The organism is Acinetobacter halobius (assembly GCF_044130335.1).
Lineage (GTDB): Bacteria > Pseudomonadota > Gammaproteobacteria > Pseudomonadales > Moraxellaceae > Acinetobacter.
In genome coordinates this window covers 15,282-33,485 of record NZ_JBIQOD010000009.1, presented here as the reverse complement: position 1 = coordinate 33,485, position 18,204 = coordinate 15,282, and the positions used below count along the sequence as shown (strand labels likewise).

At 40.6% G+C, this 18,204-nt stretch carries 15 protein-coding genes; 14 read left to right on the top strand and 1 reads right to left on the bottom strand.

Annotated elements, in window-relative coordinates; all coding sequences use genetic code 11:
- Positions 1-100 precede the first annotated feature (100 nt).
- The 11 genes from ACE01U_RS09590 (at position 101) to rdgB (ending at position 15,515) form a co-directional block, all read left to right on the top strand.
- Positions 101-2,239, top strand: a complete 2,139-nt coding sequence (locus ACE01U_RS09590; RefSeq protein WP_395579328.1) for a TonB-dependent receptor domain-containing protein — start codon at positions 101-103, stop codon at positions 2,237-2,239.
- Positions 2,240-2,581: 342 nt separating this feature from the next.
- On the top strand, positions 2,582-4,873 hold the full coding sequence (locus ACE01U_RS09585) for a TonB-dependent receptor (protein ID WP_395579327.1): 2,292 nt from the start codon (positions 2,582-2,584) through the stop codon (positions 4,871-4,873).
- A 119-nt stretch (positions 4,874-4,992) separates the two neighbouring features.
- On the top strand, positions 4,993-5,676 hold the full coding sequence (locus tag ACE01U_RS09580) for a Fe2+-dependent dioxygenase (RefSeq protein ID WP_395579326.1): 684 nt from the start codon (positions 4,993-4,995) through the stop codon (positions 5,674-5,676).
- Positions 5,677-6,051: 375 nt separating this feature from the next.
- Positions 6,052-8,376: a catecholate siderophore receptor Fiu gene (locus ACE01U_RS09575; protein WP_395579325.1), complete on the top strand. Its 2,325-nt coding sequence runs from the start codon at positions 6,052-6,054 to the stop codon at positions 8,374-8,376.
- Positions 8,377-8,500: 124 nt separating this feature from the next.
- Positions 8,501-9,184 carry a Fe2+-dependent dioxygenase gene (locus ACE01U_RS09570; protein WP_086209943.1) on the top strand — a complete coding sequence of 228 codons (684 nt, stop codon included), beginning with the start codon at positions 8,501-8,503 and terminating at the stop codon, positions 9,182-9,184.
- Positions 9,181-10,287 carry an alpha-hydroxy acid oxidase gene (locus tag ACE01U_RS09565; RefSeq protein WP_395579324.1) on the top strand — a complete coding sequence of 369 codons (1,107 nt, stop codon included), beginning with the start codon at positions 9,181-9,183 and terminating at the stop codon, positions 10,285-10,287. Before ACE01U_RS09570 ends, ACE01U_RS09565 begins: the two co-directional genes overlap by 4 nt.
- Positions 10,288-10,644: 357 nt before the next feature.
- Positions 10,645-12,342 (top strand): 2-isopropylmalate synthase, encoded by a 1,698-nt coding sequence (gene leuA, locus ACE01U_RS09560; RefSeq protein WP_110974985.1) that lies wholly within the window; start codon positions 10,645-10,647, stop codon positions 12,340-12,342.
- A gap of 101 nt (positions 12,343-12,443) precedes the next feature.
- The gene (gene metX / locus ACE01U_RS09555) at positions 12,444-13,604 is read left to right on the top strand and encodes a homoserine O-succinyltransferase MetX (RefSeq protein ID WP_086210021.1); all 1,161 of its coding nucleotides are present in this window, start codon (positions 12,444-12,446) and stop codon (positions 13,602-13,604) included.
- Positions 13,604-14,197, top strand: coding sequence for a methionine biosynthesis protein MetW (gene metW, locus ACE01U_RS09550; protein ID WP_004979039.1), 594 nt, complete (start codon positions 13,604-13,606; stop codon positions 14,195-14,197). The genes metX and metW overlap by 1 nt, the downstream gene beginning before the upstream one ends.
- Complete coding sequence (locus tag ACE01U_RS09545) at positions 14,194-14,784, top strand: tetratricopeptide repeat protein (protein WP_086209946.1); 591 nt, start codon at positions 14,194-14,196, stop codon at positions 14,782-14,784. The genes metW and ACE01U_RS09545 overlap by 4 nt, the downstream gene beginning before the upstream one ends.
- A gap of 104 nt (positions 14,785-14,888) precedes the next feature.
- Positions 14,889-15,515 carry an RdgB/HAM1 family non-canonical purine NTP pyrophosphatase gene (gene rdgB, locus ACE01U_RS09540; RefSeq protein ID WP_395579323.1) on the top strand — a complete coding sequence of 209 codons (627 nt, stop codon included), beginning with the start codon at positions 14,889-14,891 and terminating at the stop codon, positions 15,513-15,515.
- Between the two features lie 58 nt (positions 15,516-15,573).
- Here rdgB and ACE01U_RS09535 read toward each other — a convergent pair whose 3' ends face one another.
- Positions 15,574-16,455 carry an AEC family transporter gene (locus ACE01U_RS09535; protein ID WP_395579322.1) on the bottom strand — a complete coding sequence of 294 codons (882 nt, stop codon included), beginning with the start codon at positions 16,453-16,455 and terminating at the stop codon, positions 15,574-15,576.
- A 186-nt stretch (positions 16,456-16,641) separates the two neighbouring features.
- On the opposite strand from ACE01U_RS09535, the gene tatA reads away from it, so the two are divergent.
- Genes tatA through tatC form a run of 3 tightly spaced genes read left to right on the top strand, consistent with a single transcriptional unit; the run spans position 16,642 to position 18,068 of the window.
- Positions 16,642-16,860: a Sec-independent protein translocase subunit TatA gene (gene tatA, locus ACE01U_RS09530; RefSeq protein WP_086210022.1), complete on the top strand. Its 219-nt coding sequence runs from the start codon at positions 16,642-16,644 to the stop codon at positions 16,858-16,860.
- 12 nt (positions 16,861-16,872) lie between these two features.
- Positions 16,873-17,295: a Sec-independent protein translocase protein TatB gene (gene tatB / locus ACE01U_RS09525; protein WP_395579321.1), complete on the top strand. Its 423-nt coding sequence runs from the start codon at positions 16,873-16,875 to the stop codon at positions 17,293-17,295.
- Positions 17,292-18,068 carry a twin-arginine translocase subunit TatC gene (gene tatC, locus ACE01U_RS09520; protein WP_086209950.1) on the top strand — a complete coding sequence of 259 codons (777 nt, stop codon included), beginning with the start codon at positions 17,292-17,294 and terminating at the stop codon, positions 18,066-18,068. Before tatB ends, tatC begins: the two co-directional genes overlap by 4 nt.
- The last annotated feature ends 136 nt before the right edge of the window (positions 18,069-18,204 follow it).

The following is an 18,204-nucleotide window of genomic DNA, read 5'->3' as shown; positions in this document are numbered from 1 at the left end:
TTTTATAGTTTTTGTTGCAAATGATAAATACTACCATTAAGATTTGCACCATAATTGAACATTTTTGCTTTTTTTCTCGTCCGTCATTGGAACTCTAGTTATGAGTAAGTTTAATCTACACCCTCTTTCACTGGCATTGCTCGGGGCAATAGCCACGCCTGTTTTTGCAGAAACAACAACTGAAGGTTCAGCCACCCACCAGCTTTCCACCATTGTGGTTTCAGCTGCTGGCTTTGAACAAGATATTAAAAATGCACCAGCTTCTATTAGTGTCGTAACTAAAGAAGATATAGAAAAGAAAAATGCGACCAGCATTGCCGACCTATTGGCTGATGTGCCGGGTATTGACGTTCGTTCTGGTGTGGGAAAAACATCAGGATTGAATATCAAAATGCGTGGCCTAGGCAATGACTATAGCCTGATTTTAATTGATGGTCGCCGCCAAACCACCTCTTCAGATGTCACTCCTAACGGCTTTGGCGAAACATCAAATGGTTTTTTGCCACCTTTAGCCTCTATTGAACGTATTGAAGTCATTCGCGGACCAATGGCAACACGCTATGGTTCCGAAGCGATGGGTGGTGTGATTAACATTATTACCAAGAAAATAAGTAATGAATGGAATGGTAACGTCACTGTCAGTGGCAATGTCATGGAAAGTAATGCTGAAGCCGACTCATGGAAAACCAGTTTTGTCTTGAATGGTCCAGTCATCCATGATCGTTTAGGCTTACAACTCCGCGGGAGTTATTTAGACCGTCAACGTTCAGAACGCATTGTGGCGGGTTCAACCTCTCGCGACCCACGCCCGAGCAAAGCTGAAAACTATGATATCGGTGGAAAATTACAATTTACATTAGATGATAAAAACTCTTTCTGGGTTGATGGTTTTACTTCAAACCAAACCTATGACAACTCTGACCAGCGATTAGGTAACTTTTTTAGCCGTGGTGGCATTGCAGGCTATGAAGATGAGTTAGAGTTCAATCGTGTGCAAATCTCAGCAGGACACGATGGTAACTACGATTTTGGTCAATGGAAAACGTACATTAGTCAAAATAAAACTGAGACCAAAGGTCGTACTATTCCAACTGATGCCTTCCCTACTTTAGCAGGCCTACCACGCACCTTAGAAAATACAGATTTAGTTTTTGATTCACATTTGGTTGCTCCAATTGCGAACCATAAACTCACTGTGGGTACAGAATATAAAGATGTCACCATTGCCGACGATATTGCAGGTATGGGCAAAGAATTTACCCAAGATACATGGTCAGTCTATGCAGAAGATGAATGGAATCTATTAGATAACTTACATTTCACTTTCGGTGGTCGTTATGAAGATCATTCAGGATTTGGGGGTCACTTTAGTCCACGTGCATACCTAGTATGGAATACAACGGATGCTTTAACGCTTAAAGGTGGTGTAAGTACAGGTTATAAAACACCATCAGCCAAGGACTTATACAACGGTATTATTGGCTATAGCGGTCAAGGTACAACACCAAGCCTTGGTAATCCAGACTTAAAACCAGAAACATCTGTTAACTACGAACTCGGTTTAAACTATCAACCTACAGATACTTTAGACTTTAATGCTACTGCATTTTTTAATGTCGTCGAAGACAAGATTGTGTCTAGGAATTTTTCATGTGCAACCAATGATTGCTCAAACTTCAATAGCAATGTGACTTCTTATAGCAAAAGTTTCAATGCCGATGAAGCAGAAATTTATGGCTTAGAAACATCGCTTAAATATCAAATCATTCCAGAATGGGATGTCAAAGCGGCCTATACTTTTACCGAATCTGAAATCACTAAAGGTGCAAATAAAGGCTATGCGCTTGAGTCAACGGCTAAACACTTATTTAACCTAACATCGACTTGGCATATTAATGATCGTCTTGATGTCTGGTTGCAACACGAATATCAGTCAGGACGTCCTCGCTATCTAGCAACACCAACTGGTGGCGAAATTAGTATTGAACGACATACAGACAATCAGTTTTCTGCTTATAACCTATTCAATTTAGGGACAAGCTATCAGTTAAATCATCATGTCCGCATTAATGCTGCTGTAAACAATCTATTGGATAAAGACTTTACTGAGTATATGGATTATGTAGATACCAACGGTAATGTTCAGCAAGCCTATAAATATTTATCTATTGGCAGAAGCTCTGAAGGAACCTATTTACCCGGTCGTAACTATTGGTTATCCATTTCTTATGATTTCTAATGATACCTAGCACCATGTAAAAAACCTGCTTCGGCAGGTTTTTTGAAGAGCTACATGGAGCATATAGATCCAACACAATTCCTCCATATTCATCAGACATTTTTGAAAATGCTACTGATAAAAATATAGATTCTAAATTTCAATAATATTACAAAAATACAATCTACTTTTCCAATAGATATAAAAATCAAGTAAATATGTTGTTTTTATTACATTATTACATTTATTTTTCCAGTTTAATTCATTCTTAACATCTAAAATTTCAATGTAACAATTAGGAAACAAAAAATAAGAATCATTATTATTCGCATACTAATTTACAACGCTAGAACTAGACTCGTTATGGCCTTCATCAAAACACGTAAAAAGCTGGTTTCTTCAGCAATCGCTTCAACACTTTCAGTGATTGCAGTCAATGCTGTTGCGCAAGATCAAGTTACGCAACTAGAAACAATTCACACGGAAGCGGCAGCAGAACAAAGTTTGAAAGTCGATAAATCTGCAAACAGCAAATTTGTTGCTCCCCTACTGGATACTCCAAAGTCTGTTGCTGTTATTTCTAAACAGTTGATTGAAGACACTCAAGTTACAACGTTAAGCGATGCTTTACGTACCGTACCAGGTATTACCCTCGGTGCTGGTGAAGGCGGAAACCCAAATGGAGATCGTCCATTTATCCGTGGTTATAACTCAGAAGGCTCTATATATGTAGATGGTGTAAGAGCAGGAACTTCTCAAAATCGTGAAATGTTTGCAGTAGAGCAAGTCGAAGTAACGAAAGGTTCTTCTTCAATGTTAGGTGGTGGTGGTAATGCCAGCGGTAACATCAACTTAATTTCTAAAGTGGCTAAAAAAGGGGATTCTTTAGAAGGTTCTGTGCAAGCAGGTACTGATGATTACCAACGCATCACTTTAGATGGTAACAAAGACTTCGGCAATGGTATTGCTGCTCGTGTTGCAGTGATGGGACACCACAATAATAAAGCAGGTCAAGGTGATGATGGTTCAGAATACAAACGTGCAGGTATCGCACCAAGTATTACTTTTGGCTTAGATACACCAACTCGTGCCACTTTAAGTTATTATTATTTAAAAACAGATGATACACCTGATGCTGGTGTTCCATACAATAATCCTAACAATTATGCTGCTGGTTCTGGTAAACCAATTGATGTTAAGCAAGGCATTTATTATGGTTGGAAAGATCGTGATTTCCAGAGACAAGAAAACCAAATTGGTACATTTAAATTAGAGCATGATTTAGCAGATAATTTAACAATAACGAATGTTGCAACTTACAGCAAATCAAAAAATGACTATGTATGGACACAGCCCGATGACAGTCAAGGTAACTTTATTAACTCAGCAACAGGCGAATTAAAAAATAAAGGTATCTGGCGTCGTGCCAATACTCGTACAACGGATATTGACACTTTCAGTGACCAGCTTTTTTTAAATGGTAAATTCAATACTGGTGCATTAAAACATAGTTTTATTGCAGGTGCTGAATACTCAAAACTAGATGGTGACAAAGGTACTTATGTCGTTACTGACCCAGCGACAGGAAACAGCACTGCAATTGGTGGTAGTACTACAGCTGGTGCATGCACCCTTGCCAACTCAAATGGTTGGTGTACATCTACATTTAACCCAAATTCAAACGATCCTTTCCTTGGTTCTATACAAGCAAATAAACGTGTAACAAATACAACTACCGAAACTACAGCATTTTACCTCAGTGATCATATTGAGATTACGCCTCAATGGTTGGTAGATTTAGGTGCTCGTTGGGATAAATTTGAAACAGAATTAACAACATATAAAAATGGAACAACTGTTCTTGCAACACCAACTAAAGTAAATAGCGATTCTGATTATTGGAGTTGGAATGGCGGTGTAACATTTAAACCAACAGAAAATGGTAGCATTTATGCAAGCTACTCAACATCTGCAATTCCTGTAGGTATTGATGCAAGTGAGAGCAGTGAAACTACTCCATCTAATGCGATTAAAAATTTAGACCCAGAAAAAGCACGTACATATGAAATTGGAACTAAATGGGATCTATTGAATGACAAACTGAATTTAACCGCATCAATTTTCCGTACTGAAAAGCAAAATACACGTATACAAATTGATCCAACCACATATACAAATGGTGGCGACAGTAAAGTCGATGGTATTGAACTTGGCGTAAATGGCAACCTTACCGATAAATGGGCTGTTTCAGCTGGCTACACGTATTTAGATAGCGAACAGACTAATCCTGGCCCGTCTTGTACTCGTGCTGGTGTCTGTACATATCCTAATGCTGCTAAAGGTAAACGTTTACCAAATGTACCTAAAAACTCTGCAACTCTTTGGACAACCTATGCTTTCACTCCTGCATTCACATTAGGTGCTGGTGCAGTTGCTATGGACAAAGTCTATGGTAATACCACCAATACCAAATATGTTCCAGGTTACGTTCGCTACGATGCTATGGCACGTTATAACGTTAACAAAAATGTGAATCTTCAGTTAAATATTAATAACTTGACTGATACACGTTACTTCACTAAAGCGTATGCTTCTCACTATGCAACTGAAGCTGAAGGTCGTAGCGCAGTACTGTCTTTGAACTTCAAATACTAAGTGAACCGACTGAATCTCATGCATTCATGATCGAATTATATAAAAATAGCCTCTCTTTGAGGCTATTTTTATATATGCTTAAATATTAAAGATGTTTTTCCTTTTCAGCAGGCCGTATTGTGATCCACCATATTCCCCATGTGTTAAGCAAAGAACAAGTACAATACTTTCGCCATGAAATGGCAAAAGTCGAGTGGATTGATGGTAAAAAAACCACAGGATCACTCTCAAAAAATGTAAAACAAAACCAACAACTCCCTGAAGATCACCCTCTCACTCAACACTTAGGCAATATCATTCTAGAAGCACTCGGAAAGCATCCATTATTTCTATCCGCCGCCCTACCCTTAGATATTTTACCACCTTACTTTAACCGCTATGAACAGGGGGAAACCTTTGGCTTCCATGTCGATAATGCCATTCGTTGGATTACTGGAAGCAAAGATCGGATTCGTACCGATTTATCCTGTACTGTTTTTTTGAGTGAGCCTGACGAATATGAAGGCGGAGATTTGGTCGTAGAAGATACTTATGGTTATCATGAAGTAAAACTACCTGCTGGAGATATGATTCTATATCCATCGACTAGCGTACACGAAGTCACCCCTGTAACTCAGGGTTGCCGCGTGGCTTCATTCTTTTGGGTTCAAAGTATGATTCGTGATGATGCTGATCGTCATATCTTGTTTAATCTTGACCAAACTATCCAAAACCTACGTGTGCAACTGAGCGACCAACATGAAGAGGTGGTAAAGCTCACTAGCCTGTATCATAATCTGATGCGAAAATGGGCTGAGCTTTAAGTAAAACTAATAGAATTAGTCCATTTTGAAGCATGGATTGACTATGCTTCAATGGAAGCCATACACTTTTCATATAATTATAAGATATTGGTTTAACTATATTTTTACCATTTGTTTTAATTCACCATTATATTTAGTTTACTTTTCACCAATCATTATTGTTTTCCTTAATTAATAAAGATTTATTAAACATTATTTCCATACATACAAGTGAATTTTTCAGCCTAAAAACCATTGTTAACGATAATTATTATCAATAGAATTCGCAACCACAGTTACATAGCTTAACAATACCTCCATGATTACTGCACTTTATGGTTCGACCCGAACTGAACAGTGATGGAACTCTGTCGTATATTATTTGGGACACCGACAATGGCAAAAATCAAAAGCCGTAAACATAACCGTACTGCACAATTTGTTGCATTAGCAGCTTCTCTCCCACTGATGGCACATGCAGCAACGCCAACAAAAGATGATTCAACTGTGCTACCTACCATTACAGTGAAGTCGGAAGTCGAAAGTAAATACAAAACAGACAAAGTTAGTTCTGCAAAATACACCCAACCTTTAGTTGATACACCACAAACGATTTCTGTAATTAAAAAAGAATTACTCAAAGAACAAGGTGCAACATCTCTAACTGAAGCATTACGTAATACACCAGGAATTACGTTACAACTTGGGGAAAATGGTAATACCAGTGCAGGCGATTCTTTTCAAATGCGTGGATTCGACACCAAAAACTCAATTTATGTCGATGGCATTCGTGATATTGGCGCCGTGAGCCGTGATATCTATAATCTTGAGCAAATTGAAGTCGTTAAAGGACCATCAGGGGCAGAAGCTGGTCGTGGTGGTGCGGGTGGATATATTAATCTCGTCAGCAAATTACCGCATTTAGAAAACAGCCAAGAAGTTTCTGCAACTTACAATACAGCAGAACATGTACGTCTTACTGCAGACATCAACCAAGCCCTTTCTGAAGGGTCTGCACTTCGTCTAAATGTAATGGGTCAGCAAGGCGGGGTAGATGGTCGTGACTATGTAGAAAATAATGGTTATGCCATCGCTCCATCTATTGCTTTTGGCTTAGATAGCGATACACGTTTTTATTTATATTCACAGCATATAGTACAAAACAATATCCCAGATGGTGGTATTCCAACCATTGGCATGGACGGCTTTTACTACAACAACACGGATACAAAACTAACCCAAGCTCAAAGAGACATCATCAATACTGCTGTGAATGCAGCAGAACCTGTTGATCGCGAGAACTTCTACGGTAGCGTTAATGATTATGAAGACGTTGAAGCCCACATGTTTACAGCCAAAGTTGAAAGTGATCTAAGCAAAGGTGTGAAACTCACCAATATTTCAAGATTTGGTAAAACTGAAATGAATCGCGTCTTAACGGGAGTGAATGCTTTAGTCATTAGCAATCTTGCAACACCTAAAGATCCAGACTCATGGTCTGTAGCTCGAACTCGCCAAGGGGTCGATCAAGAAAATAAGATTTTGACCAACCAAACTACACTCAACATCAACACTCAAACGGGTGCGATTGAACATGACATCGTTGCTGGTTTAGAGCTCTTACGCGAAGAACAATACAATAAAACATTAAGCACACAAACCCCAGGGAAAGCTGCTCCAAGCATTACATCTGCAAGTTTATACACACCTAACCCTTATCAAAATTTACCAGACCTCGTCTACACGGGGGCATATGCCAATGGCCAAACAGATACTGTCGCGGCCTATTTATTTGATACTTTAAAATTTGGCGAACGTTTCCAGCTTAATGGTGGGGTCCGTGTCGATTATTACGACACCCAATCCGATGCTTTAACCGTCACGACGAATTCTTCTACTTTAGCCGTGACCCGCACACCAAGCCAGTTGAGTACGCATGGTACACTGGTCAGTTGGAAACTCGGTTCTGTGTTTAAACCAACCCCTGCAAGTAGTGTGTATGCTTCTTATGCGAAATCATTGACACCACCAGGTACGGCATTCGTTCTCAACAATAGTGCCAGCTCAGCCGCAAATGCTGCGAATGATCCAACTGTTAAGCCACAGGGAACCCATCATTATGAAATTGGGACAAAATGGACATTCAATGAAGACAAACTCATTTTAACTGCTGCGGCTTACCATACAGAAAATGAAAACCAAATTACTCAAGATCCGATTAGCTTACTGTACATTCCTGAAGGAAAAACAACAGTTAAAGGTTTAGAGTTAGGTGCTGTTGGTCAATTGACACGTGCGTGGAATGTCTCAGCAGGTGTTGCCTTTATGGACACAGAACAAGAAAACCAGCAAACCTATAATGCAACGACTAAAGTGTGGACTGAAAATGATTCAGTTCGCTGGTCGCCTGACTGGACTGCAACGTTGTGGACGACTTATAGCGTAGCTGGTTTTAGAGCGGGTCTTGGAGCACGTTATGTAGATGAACAAAAGCGTGCAATTAGCACAGGTTCAACCGCAACAACAACCATGCCTGTTATTCCAAGTTATGTGGTATTTGATGCCTTACTGGGTTATACCTTTAATGAACATGCCTCATTAAATCTAAACATCTACAATCTTGCAGATAAAGATTACATTAGTACGCTTAATAATAGCGGTGCACGATTAGTAATGGGACAACCACGCTCTGCGGCACTGACCTTTAACTATAAGTTCTAAGAACCAAACTAAAACGCGTTTAGACCTCAAACAAATGTAGTGTATTATCCCAATACACTACATTTTTACATTCAAATCTATCTTAGCCAATGGCCAGCTTGTCCCAAGGGGAGCCTAAAACGATATGATGCTACATATTCCAGCTGTGTTAACCAAACAACAAGTAGCGCAAATTCGACACCAACTGGATCATAGCCATGCATGGGTTTCAGGACAGGATAGCGCAGGTGCACAGGCACAAAAAATTAAAAGTAACTTACAAATTGATGTACATAGTGCAATTTATCAAACACTTCACCCTATACTTTCACAAGCCATCCAACAAAACACTTTAATTCGATCTGCAACTTTGGCAAAACATGTGTTAACCCCGATGTTTAATTGCTATCAATCCCTTGGCGCATACGGCAACCACGTGGATAGTGCAATACAGTTTAGCTCGGATGCAGGACAAGCAATTCGTACCGATGTTTCCATCACCGTTTTTCTGTCAGAACCGCATGAATATGAAGGCGGTGAATTAATCATTGAAGATCATTATGGTAGCCATGAAGTCAAACTCGACGCAGGCGATGCGATTATTTACCCTGCAACCAGTCTACATCGTGTTGAACCCGTGACCCAAGGGAAACGGATTGCTTCATTTACGTGGATGCAAAGTATGGTCAAAGATGATTGGCAACGCAGTATGCTATTTAACTTGGACATGACCATCTTAAAACTACGCCAACAGCTCGGGGACAGTGAAGAAGTGCTGAATCTCACTCACCATTATCATAATTTATTACGTCAATGGGCTGACTTATGAACACTGCATCAATCTTAGCACCACTCACCCAAATTCCTGCCTCCCTGCAAACCGTTGCAGACTATGAGCGCCAAGCAGAAAAACATCTGCCAGAAATGGTTTGGCACTATTTGCAAGGTGGTTCAATGGATGAGCTCAGTGTTCAGAATAACCTCGCTCAATTCCAAAACCTGCACTTAATACCACGCATGTTAAGAGATCTCACTCAAGGCAATACGAGCTGTGAAATCTTAGGACAAAGCTTTCCACATCCTATTTTTGTTGCACCGATTGGTCATCAACAGCAGTTTCATCCTGACGCAGAAGCTGCAACCGCGTTGGCGGCTGAAGTACTCGGCAGTAATATGATTTTGAGTACTTTTACCAATACCGATATGCGCACATTCAAATCAGAGAATCCCTACAAATGGTTTCAACTGTACTGGCAAGGTGACCGCGATAAATCTTTGGCTTTGCTTAAACTCGCTGAGGGACAAAATTTCACCGCCATTGTCATCACTGTAGACTCACCACATACAGGGATTCGTGACCGTGAACGTCGTGCATTTTTTCACTTACCTGAAGGCATGCAACACCCACATACCCCTGCTCATATTCCGCTACCTGAACTGCAAGAAGGTGATCATCCCGTGTTTAATGGCCTAATGAAAATTTCCCCTACATGGGAAGATATCGCGTGGATAGTTCAACAGACTGATTTACCCATTCTGTTAAAAGGCATCGTCAGTCCACTCGATGCGCAACTGGCCATTCAACACGGCGTACAAGGCCTGATTGTCTCCAACCACGGTGGTCGCGTTTTAGATACCTGCATTCCCCCATTAAAAGCCTTGCAGCTCATCAAAAAGACCGTACCTAGTGACTTCCCGCTTTTATACGATGGCGGTATTCGTCGCGGTTCAGATGTATTTAAGGCGATTGCCTTAGGTGCTTCCGCAGTTTTAGTTGGGCGACCGTGTATTTATGGTCTGGCCACCGCAGGTGCTTTAGGCGTTGCCCACGTGCTTAAAATCTTAAAAGAAGAGTTTGAAATCACCATGGCTTTGATGGGCACTGCAACCCTTGCAGATATACAGACAGATATGATTATAGAGTTTTCATAACCCTCTATAAATAGCGAATGAAATGAATCAAATTCGTTATTTATAGAAAAATATCAAACACATTGAAAACATATGCGGAAATATTTCCCCTATAGCGCCCAATAGCGGGAAATATTTTTTCAGATACGACTAAAAGCCATAAAAAAAGAAAAATCTTTTCGACTTAACTGCATTAAACTCTTCAATATAAGCTTACAAGGTTACTCACGGTAAATCTAAGTCGTATCAAATATTTACGTTTACAAACACCCTGAAGACTCCCTTGTAAATAGAGCACATAGACACAATCTATATAAATAGTAGGTTGCTTTTTCTTACCCACTCAAATGCAACCCATACTATGTAAGGAGTTACCTCATGATGTTAGCTGATCCAAGTAAAAAATATCGTCGCATGTACCAACGTGTTGACTTGCCAGACCGTCAATGGCCAAACAACGAAATTACAAAAGCGCCTATTTGGATGAGTACTGACCTACGTGATGGTAACCAAGCAATTTTTGAACCGATGGATATGGAACAAAAATTTAAAATGTTCCAAATGTTGGTCAAAATTGGTTTCAAACACATTGAGATCGGTTTCCCTTCTGCATCTCAAATTGACTTTGACTTTACTCGCAAATTGATCGAAGAAAATCACATTCCAGACGATGTCTATATCGAAGTTTTGGTTCAAGCACGTGATCATTTGATCCAACGTACTTTTGAATCTTTAGTCGGCGCAAAACGTGCGATTGTGCATATTTATAATTCAAATGCCCCAACCTTCCGTCAAAAAGTCTTAAATGTCGATGTTGCGGGTGCGAAAAAATTAGCAGTTAATGCAGCGACCAAAGTTAAAGAATATGCAGCACAATATCCTGAAACGGAGTGGATATTCCAATACAGCCCAGAGTGTTTCTCTGCAACCGAATTAGACGTTGCAAAAGACGTGTGTGATGCAGTCACGGAAATTTGGGAAGCATCTCCAAGCAATAAAGTAATCTTAAACTTACCTGCAACAGTTGAAGTTTCAACACCGAATGTTTATGCAGACCAAGTCGAATGGATGCACCGTAACATTGAACGTCGTGATGGTGTCATCATTTCGGTACACTGTCACAACGACCGCGGCTGTGGGATTGCGGCATCAGAATTGGCGATTATGGCCGGTGCAGACCGTGTCGAAGGTTGTGTGTTTGGTAATGGCGAACGCACAGGTAATGTCGATGTTGCTGCAATTGCCTTGAACATGTATACCCAAGGCGTTGCACCAAACTTAGATTTCTCAAATATTAATGAAATTATTGCAACGGTAGAAGAATGTACAGGCTTGCCTGTTCACCCTCGCCACCCTTATGCAGGTGACTTGGTCTTCACAGCGTTCTCTGGTTCACACCAAGATGCCATCAAAAAAGGCTTCGAGTTCCAAAAGAACGAAGAAATTTGGGATATGCCGTACTTACCTATCGACCCGAAAGACTTGGGTCGCGACTATGATGCTGTAATCCGCGTCAACTCACAGTCTGGTAAAGGCGGTATTGCTTACTTGTTAGAAGCAAATTACAACGTGGTCTTGCCACGTCGTATCCAAATTGAATTCTCTCAAACCGTACAAAAACGTACCGATGAGGAAGGCACTGAAATTACCGCACAAGAAATTTGGAAATTGTTCAAAGAAACCTATGTGAATACCAAAGATACACATTATTCAACCAAAAACTACCGTTTATATGACAACAACGGCAAGCAAGTGGTTGAACTTGATGTTGAAGTAAATGGTGAAACGCAGCAATTACGTGGTGAAGGCAACGGCCCGATTTCTGCAATGTTAGATGCTTTACAGTTACCAATTGATGTCTTGAGCTATGAAGAGCGTGGTATTAGTTCGGGTGCCAATGCAAAAGCACTGGCTTTGGTTGAATTACAAGTCAAAGGCACAGGCAAATCAGCATTCGGTGCGGGTATTCACGACAACATTGTGACCTCATCAATTGAAGCGATTATTGCGTGTACCAACCGCTTAATTGATCAAGGTGTGTTAAGCACAGATCAAGTCATTGCTGCTGCGGTATAAGTATTAGCAATAATAATTAGCACTAAAATGACTTTAGAAGGATACCCTCAAGTGGTATCCTTTTGTTTATTAATCCCAAAGATTTAAGGCGTATTATTCCTGTGTCTTTTCCTGCTGACTCCGTGGGTATCGTTACTCCACAAAAGTTTACTTTTGAAGAGCCGTTAGAGCTCGAATGCGGTCGTATTCTTCCTCGTTATGAATTGATGGTTGAAACCTATGGGGAACTCAATGCAGATAAATCCAATGCGATTTTAATTTGCCATGCGCTATCAGGACATCATCACGCCGCGGGTTATCATCATGCCGATGATAAAAAACCGGGTTGGTGGGATGCTTGTATTGGCCCAGGTAAAGCGATTGATACCTCGAAATTTTTCGTGCTTGCACTGAACAATATTGGCGGTTGTAATGGTTCTACGGGTCCAACTTCGCCAAACCCTGAAAATGACAACCGCCCTTATGGCCCAGACTTTCCTTTAGTCACCGTCCGTGACTGGGTTAAAACCCAAGCCATTTTATCTGATCATCTGGGCATTCATGTCTGGAGCGCGGTGATTGGCGGTTCATTGGGTGGTATGCAAGCCTTGCAATGGTCGGTTGATTATCCTGATCGCTTGCAAAAATGCGTGATTATTGCCAGTGCGCCGAAATTATCGGCTCAGAATATTGCCTTTAACGAAGTCGCACGCCAGTCAATTTTGTCTGATCCAGACTTCCATGATGGTCGCTATCTTGAAAATGACAGCTATCCAAAACGTGGCCTAATTTTGGCACGCATGGTCGGTCATATTACCTACTTATCTGAAGAAGCCATGAAGCAGAAATTTGGTCGTGACCTAAAGTCAGGCAAATTTATGTATGGTTTCGATGTCGAGTTCCAAGTCGAAAGCTATTTGCGTTATCAAGGTGAGCAATTTAGCCGTAACTTTGATGCCAACACTTACCTGATTATGACCAAAGCTTTGGATTATTTTGATCCTGCACGTGAGTATGAGCAGTCTTTAGTTAAAGCCATGTCACAGACCAAATGTCAGTTCCTCGTGGTGTCCTTTACCACCGACTGGCGTTTTACCCCGCAACGCTCACAAGAAATTGTGGATGCGCTGATCACCAACCACAAACCGGTGAGCTATTTAGATATCGATGCTGAACAAGGCCATGACTCATTCCTGTTCCCGATTCCTTTGTATGTAAAAGCATTACGTGCATTTCTGGGCGGTTCTGAACACCTTCAAGCAACATCTCAGGGGGCTGTGTAATGCGTATTGATCATCAACTGGCAGAAAAATGGATCAAACCTGATTCCAGCGTACTCGATTTGGGCTGTGGTGACGGTGAATTACTGGCCCATATGAGCAAAAAGCACAATATTCGCGCATATGGACTGGAAATTGATCAAGAAAAGATTGCAATTGCGGTCGGTCGCGGGTTAAATATTATCCAACAAGACTTAAACTTGGGTTTAAGCCGTTTTGCAGACCAGTCTTTTGACTATGTCGTTATGGCACAAGCCTTGCAAGCGGTAGATGCACCAGATGTTTTATTACGTGATATGGTGCGCGTAGGGAAACAGGCAATCATTACATTTCCTAACTTTGCCCACTGGAAGACCCGTTCTTTCTTGGCACTGAAAGGAATGATGCCCGTTTCTGAAGCTTTGCCGTACATGTGGTATAACACACCCAATATCCACTTATGTACTTTCCGTGATTTTGAAGCACTTTGTGCGGAAAATAACATCAGAATTATTAATCGACTCGCTGTAAATGGGGATCAACAAGATAGTTTACTCAGTAAACGTCTCCCGAATTTGTTTGGTGAAGTCGCAATTTATCGAGTGAGCGCTCTATGAAAAAACTATTCTTAAGCACGACGCTACTGGTTGGACTTTTGAGCATTCAAGCTCATGCAGATTATGTTTCCCCAACCACGTCTGTTGCGAGTCAAGCTGCACAATATTCTGTTATGGATATCAATAGCTTAATTAAAGCAGCAAAAGCAGGCCAGCCTGCTGCACAGTTCTATCTTGCAACCAAGTACCAACAAGGCAAAGACATTGCTGCAGATGAACGACAGGCTTTTGCTTGGTATAAAGCTGCTGCTGATCAAGGTCTTTCGGCGGCTCAGCTGAATGTGGGACGTATGCTTGCAGATGGTCTAGGCACCAAAAAAGATGAATCTTTAGCACGTCAATACTTTGAAAAAGCAGCCAGCCGTGGTGATAACCGCGCAAGCTTTAACTTAGCCATGATGGAAGAGCAAAAGAAAAATTACATGGGTGCTTACCAATGGTATGAACTTTCAACCCGTGATGGCATGCTCGACAATAAAGTAATCACGCTTTCTGAAGGCAAGAAAACAGCCTTGGCAGCAAACTTAACCCAAGATCAAATTCGTCAAGCACGTGACCGTGCAGACAAATGGATTCAAGCCCAATAAGCTTTTATTTCCATACTCAGCACCTTCGGGTGCTTTTTTATTGCCTATCCATGAGTAGGACTTGTTAAAATAACCGCATAATTTTTAAAGCACGGATCTTTCACATGGCATCAACTGATTGGTTATCTCAAGGCACGTTAGTCCTCGCAAGCAATAACAAAGGCAAAATTGCTGAATTTGAAAAATTATTTGCAGAACTCAACTTACCTGTCGAAGTGATTGCTCAAGGTAAATTGAATATTGAAGATGCCATTGAAGATGGTTTGAGCTTTATTGAGAATGCCATCATTAAAGCACGCCATGCCTCTAAAATTTCAGGAAAACCTGCCATTGCAGATGACTCAGGGATTTGTGTTCCAGTGTTAGGTGGTGCACCTGGGATTTACTCTGCGCGTTATGCAGGTGAACACGGCGATGATGCTGCCAATAACCAAAAACTATTGGCTGAGCTCAAGCCATTGCGTAAAGAAAGTGAGGCCATTGAAGGCATGTTTGTATGCGTTTTAGCCTTAGTACAACATGCCGATGATCCCCTTCCTCAAATTTTCCAAGGCATTTGGAAAGGTGAAGTACTCGAAGCTGCTCGCGGTGAAAATGGGTTTGGTTATGACCCACTGTTTTGGTTACCGAACTTAGGGCTCTCAAGTGCAGAAATGAGCAAAGAAGAAAAAAATAAAATCAGCCATCGTGGTCAGGCGATGCAACTGTTTAAAGCCAGTTTGAAACACTAAAATCTAGCTTTACAATAGATCCCTCTCCTGCTTTTCAAAGATCAGGATGAGGGATTCTTTATAAACTCGGAATCAAAGCATGGATCAGTAAACCATACGCACCAATCAATATCGCACTGGCAATCGTACCTGATGCAATGTATTTCGCAGAATGTCCTGTACCTTGATAATATGTTTCTAAAGCCACAATATTTGCCGCTGGTGGCAATAAAAAGAACATCAACATAATGGCATAAGTCAAAACCACATGCGGAATGGGTAACCAAAAATACGCCACAGTACACAATAAAACGGCAATTAACATCCGACTAAAAATCAAAATGAGGCTCTGTTTTAAGTCGATCCAATGAATCCTGACTTTACTGAGCCACATGCCCAAAACACACATCCCTGAAAACGTCACCAAAACTTTATTTAACTGATACAGAAACTGAATCACTGGATGATGTTCCCACAGACTTAAATCCCAAACTGACAGTACAGCTGCGACACAAAGCGCAACTACAGGCGGAGAAAGCAGGACATTTTTTAAAATAAACTTTGGATCTTGCTTGGTTTCACTCACTGCAATTACGGCGCAAATATTACCAAAAAGTGACCCTCCAATATACAAAGCGACAATCGTGCTACTGGCTTCAGGGCCAAATATCGCCAAGGCAAATGGAAAACCCAACCATGCACCATTTAAATAACTCAAACACAGTACACGTAATTTATCTTTAAGCATGGCATAAAAGATAACAAAGAAAAAAATAGAGCTAAAAAAGCTAAATGCAATCAGCCACAGACTTCCCTCTTTGTAAAACACCATGTTGTAGATAATGACAACAGGAATCAGCAAACGTGCCAATAATGAAGCTAAAAGTGCACGAAACGATTTTAGCTTTTCGGCTCCCCAGTACCCGATCAGAAATGAAATGAGAGGAAGAATGAGCGCCATTGAGTTATTTTTTCATATAGAGAAAGGCTAAATCCTAGCACAGTCATAACGATCCAATAGGTGAAAGTTCACTTTTCTAAATGTCTTTTTTATCGCATGTTGTCTTGAAACTGAAATATGACCGTCACCTCCATGTCATACAAGCCTGTTGATATAGGGAAAACGAAAAATGATGAGGAACGACCCATGGCGGGATTATCAATTTGGCATGTACTAATTTTTGCAATTGTTGTGATTCTTCTTTTTGGTACAGCCAAACTCAAAAACTTAGGTAAAGACGTTGGTGGTGCTGTAAAAGACTTTAAAAAGTCGATTCGAGATGATGAAACAGAACAGGCACAGTTAAATGAGCCAAAAACAATTGATGCTCATGTCAAAAGTACAGAAAGTACGATCAAAAGCTAAGCGAGCATTGCCATGCTAAATGTCGGTATGACAGAACTATTATGCTTCGCTATTGTTGCATTATTAGTTTTAGGTCCTGAAAAGCTACCTGAAGCGGCACGCTTTGCAGCCAAATGGTATGGCAAAGCCAAACGCTTTATCAATAGTGTTCAAACAGAAGTCGATCGTGAGCTGAAGCTTTCTGAATTTCGTCAAGAAATCCAAAAAGAAATTGAACGCATGACTGAGTTGGAACAGCGTCTACAAAAGCAGCTTGATCATCTCAGTCAATCTGCTCCAATGGTCAAAGTTGAAAATGCAATAACCTATAAATATCAGTGGCTAGCCCCTTCTCCTTTAGCCCCATTTTCAATCAACCATCTTAAACAACATGCTACACCTATGCCCAACGCAGCAAATGTACCTATCCAACCTGAATTGAAGATCGCAGTATGAATCAAGTGTCAACAAGGCCCGACTCAAGCACAGGCCAAGATGAACAATTAGAACAAATGCCTGTCATGCAGCACTTAATTGTACTGCGTAAGTACCTATTTAAAATTGTTGGTATTACCCTGTTGTTGTTTTTTTGCCTACTGCCATTTCGTAATACAACCTATCAATTGCTATCAGAGCCATTACGCCAACAACTCCCCGTCAACTCCACCATGATTGCGACAGATGTCACAGCAACATTTATGGCGCCATTTAAATTAAATTTATTTGTTGCGCTGATGTTGGCTATGCCAGTTATCATCTATTTACTTTGGTCATTTGTTCGACCCGCACTCTATGAGAAAGAGCGTTTTTTGGCCATTCCTTTGCTCGTAGGGAGTATTGCACTGTTTTATATTGGCGTAGCCTTCGCCTATTTCATTACCCTTCCAGCCATATTACATTTTTTTATCAGTGTCTCACCTGAAAGTGTTGCACCGATGACAGATATCAATAGTTATCTCAGTTTTTGCCTGAAACTTTTTTTAGTGTTTGGACTCACTTTTGAAATTCCAATTATTACCCTCATCCTGATTTTAATTGGTGTGGTTAGCACTCAAAGTTTGGCTGAAAAGCGTCGCTTTATCGTAGTCGGATGCTTTTTCATTGCCATGTTTGTCACACCTCCTGATGCACTTTCGATGATTATGCTTGCAGTACCAATGTGGTTATTATTTGAAGTTGGTTTATTTTTCGGAAAACTATTAGAAAAAAGAAAAACTATAAGCCACTAAAGCTTAAAAAGAATCAATTTCTCTTCCCTTTCCTCCAACACTGTATGGAGGATTTTTCATTTGTAATTTAAAGCATCATCCTATCAACTTCTGTCTTTAAATTGACCCAAAACTGTAAATAAAACGTCATTTGCGC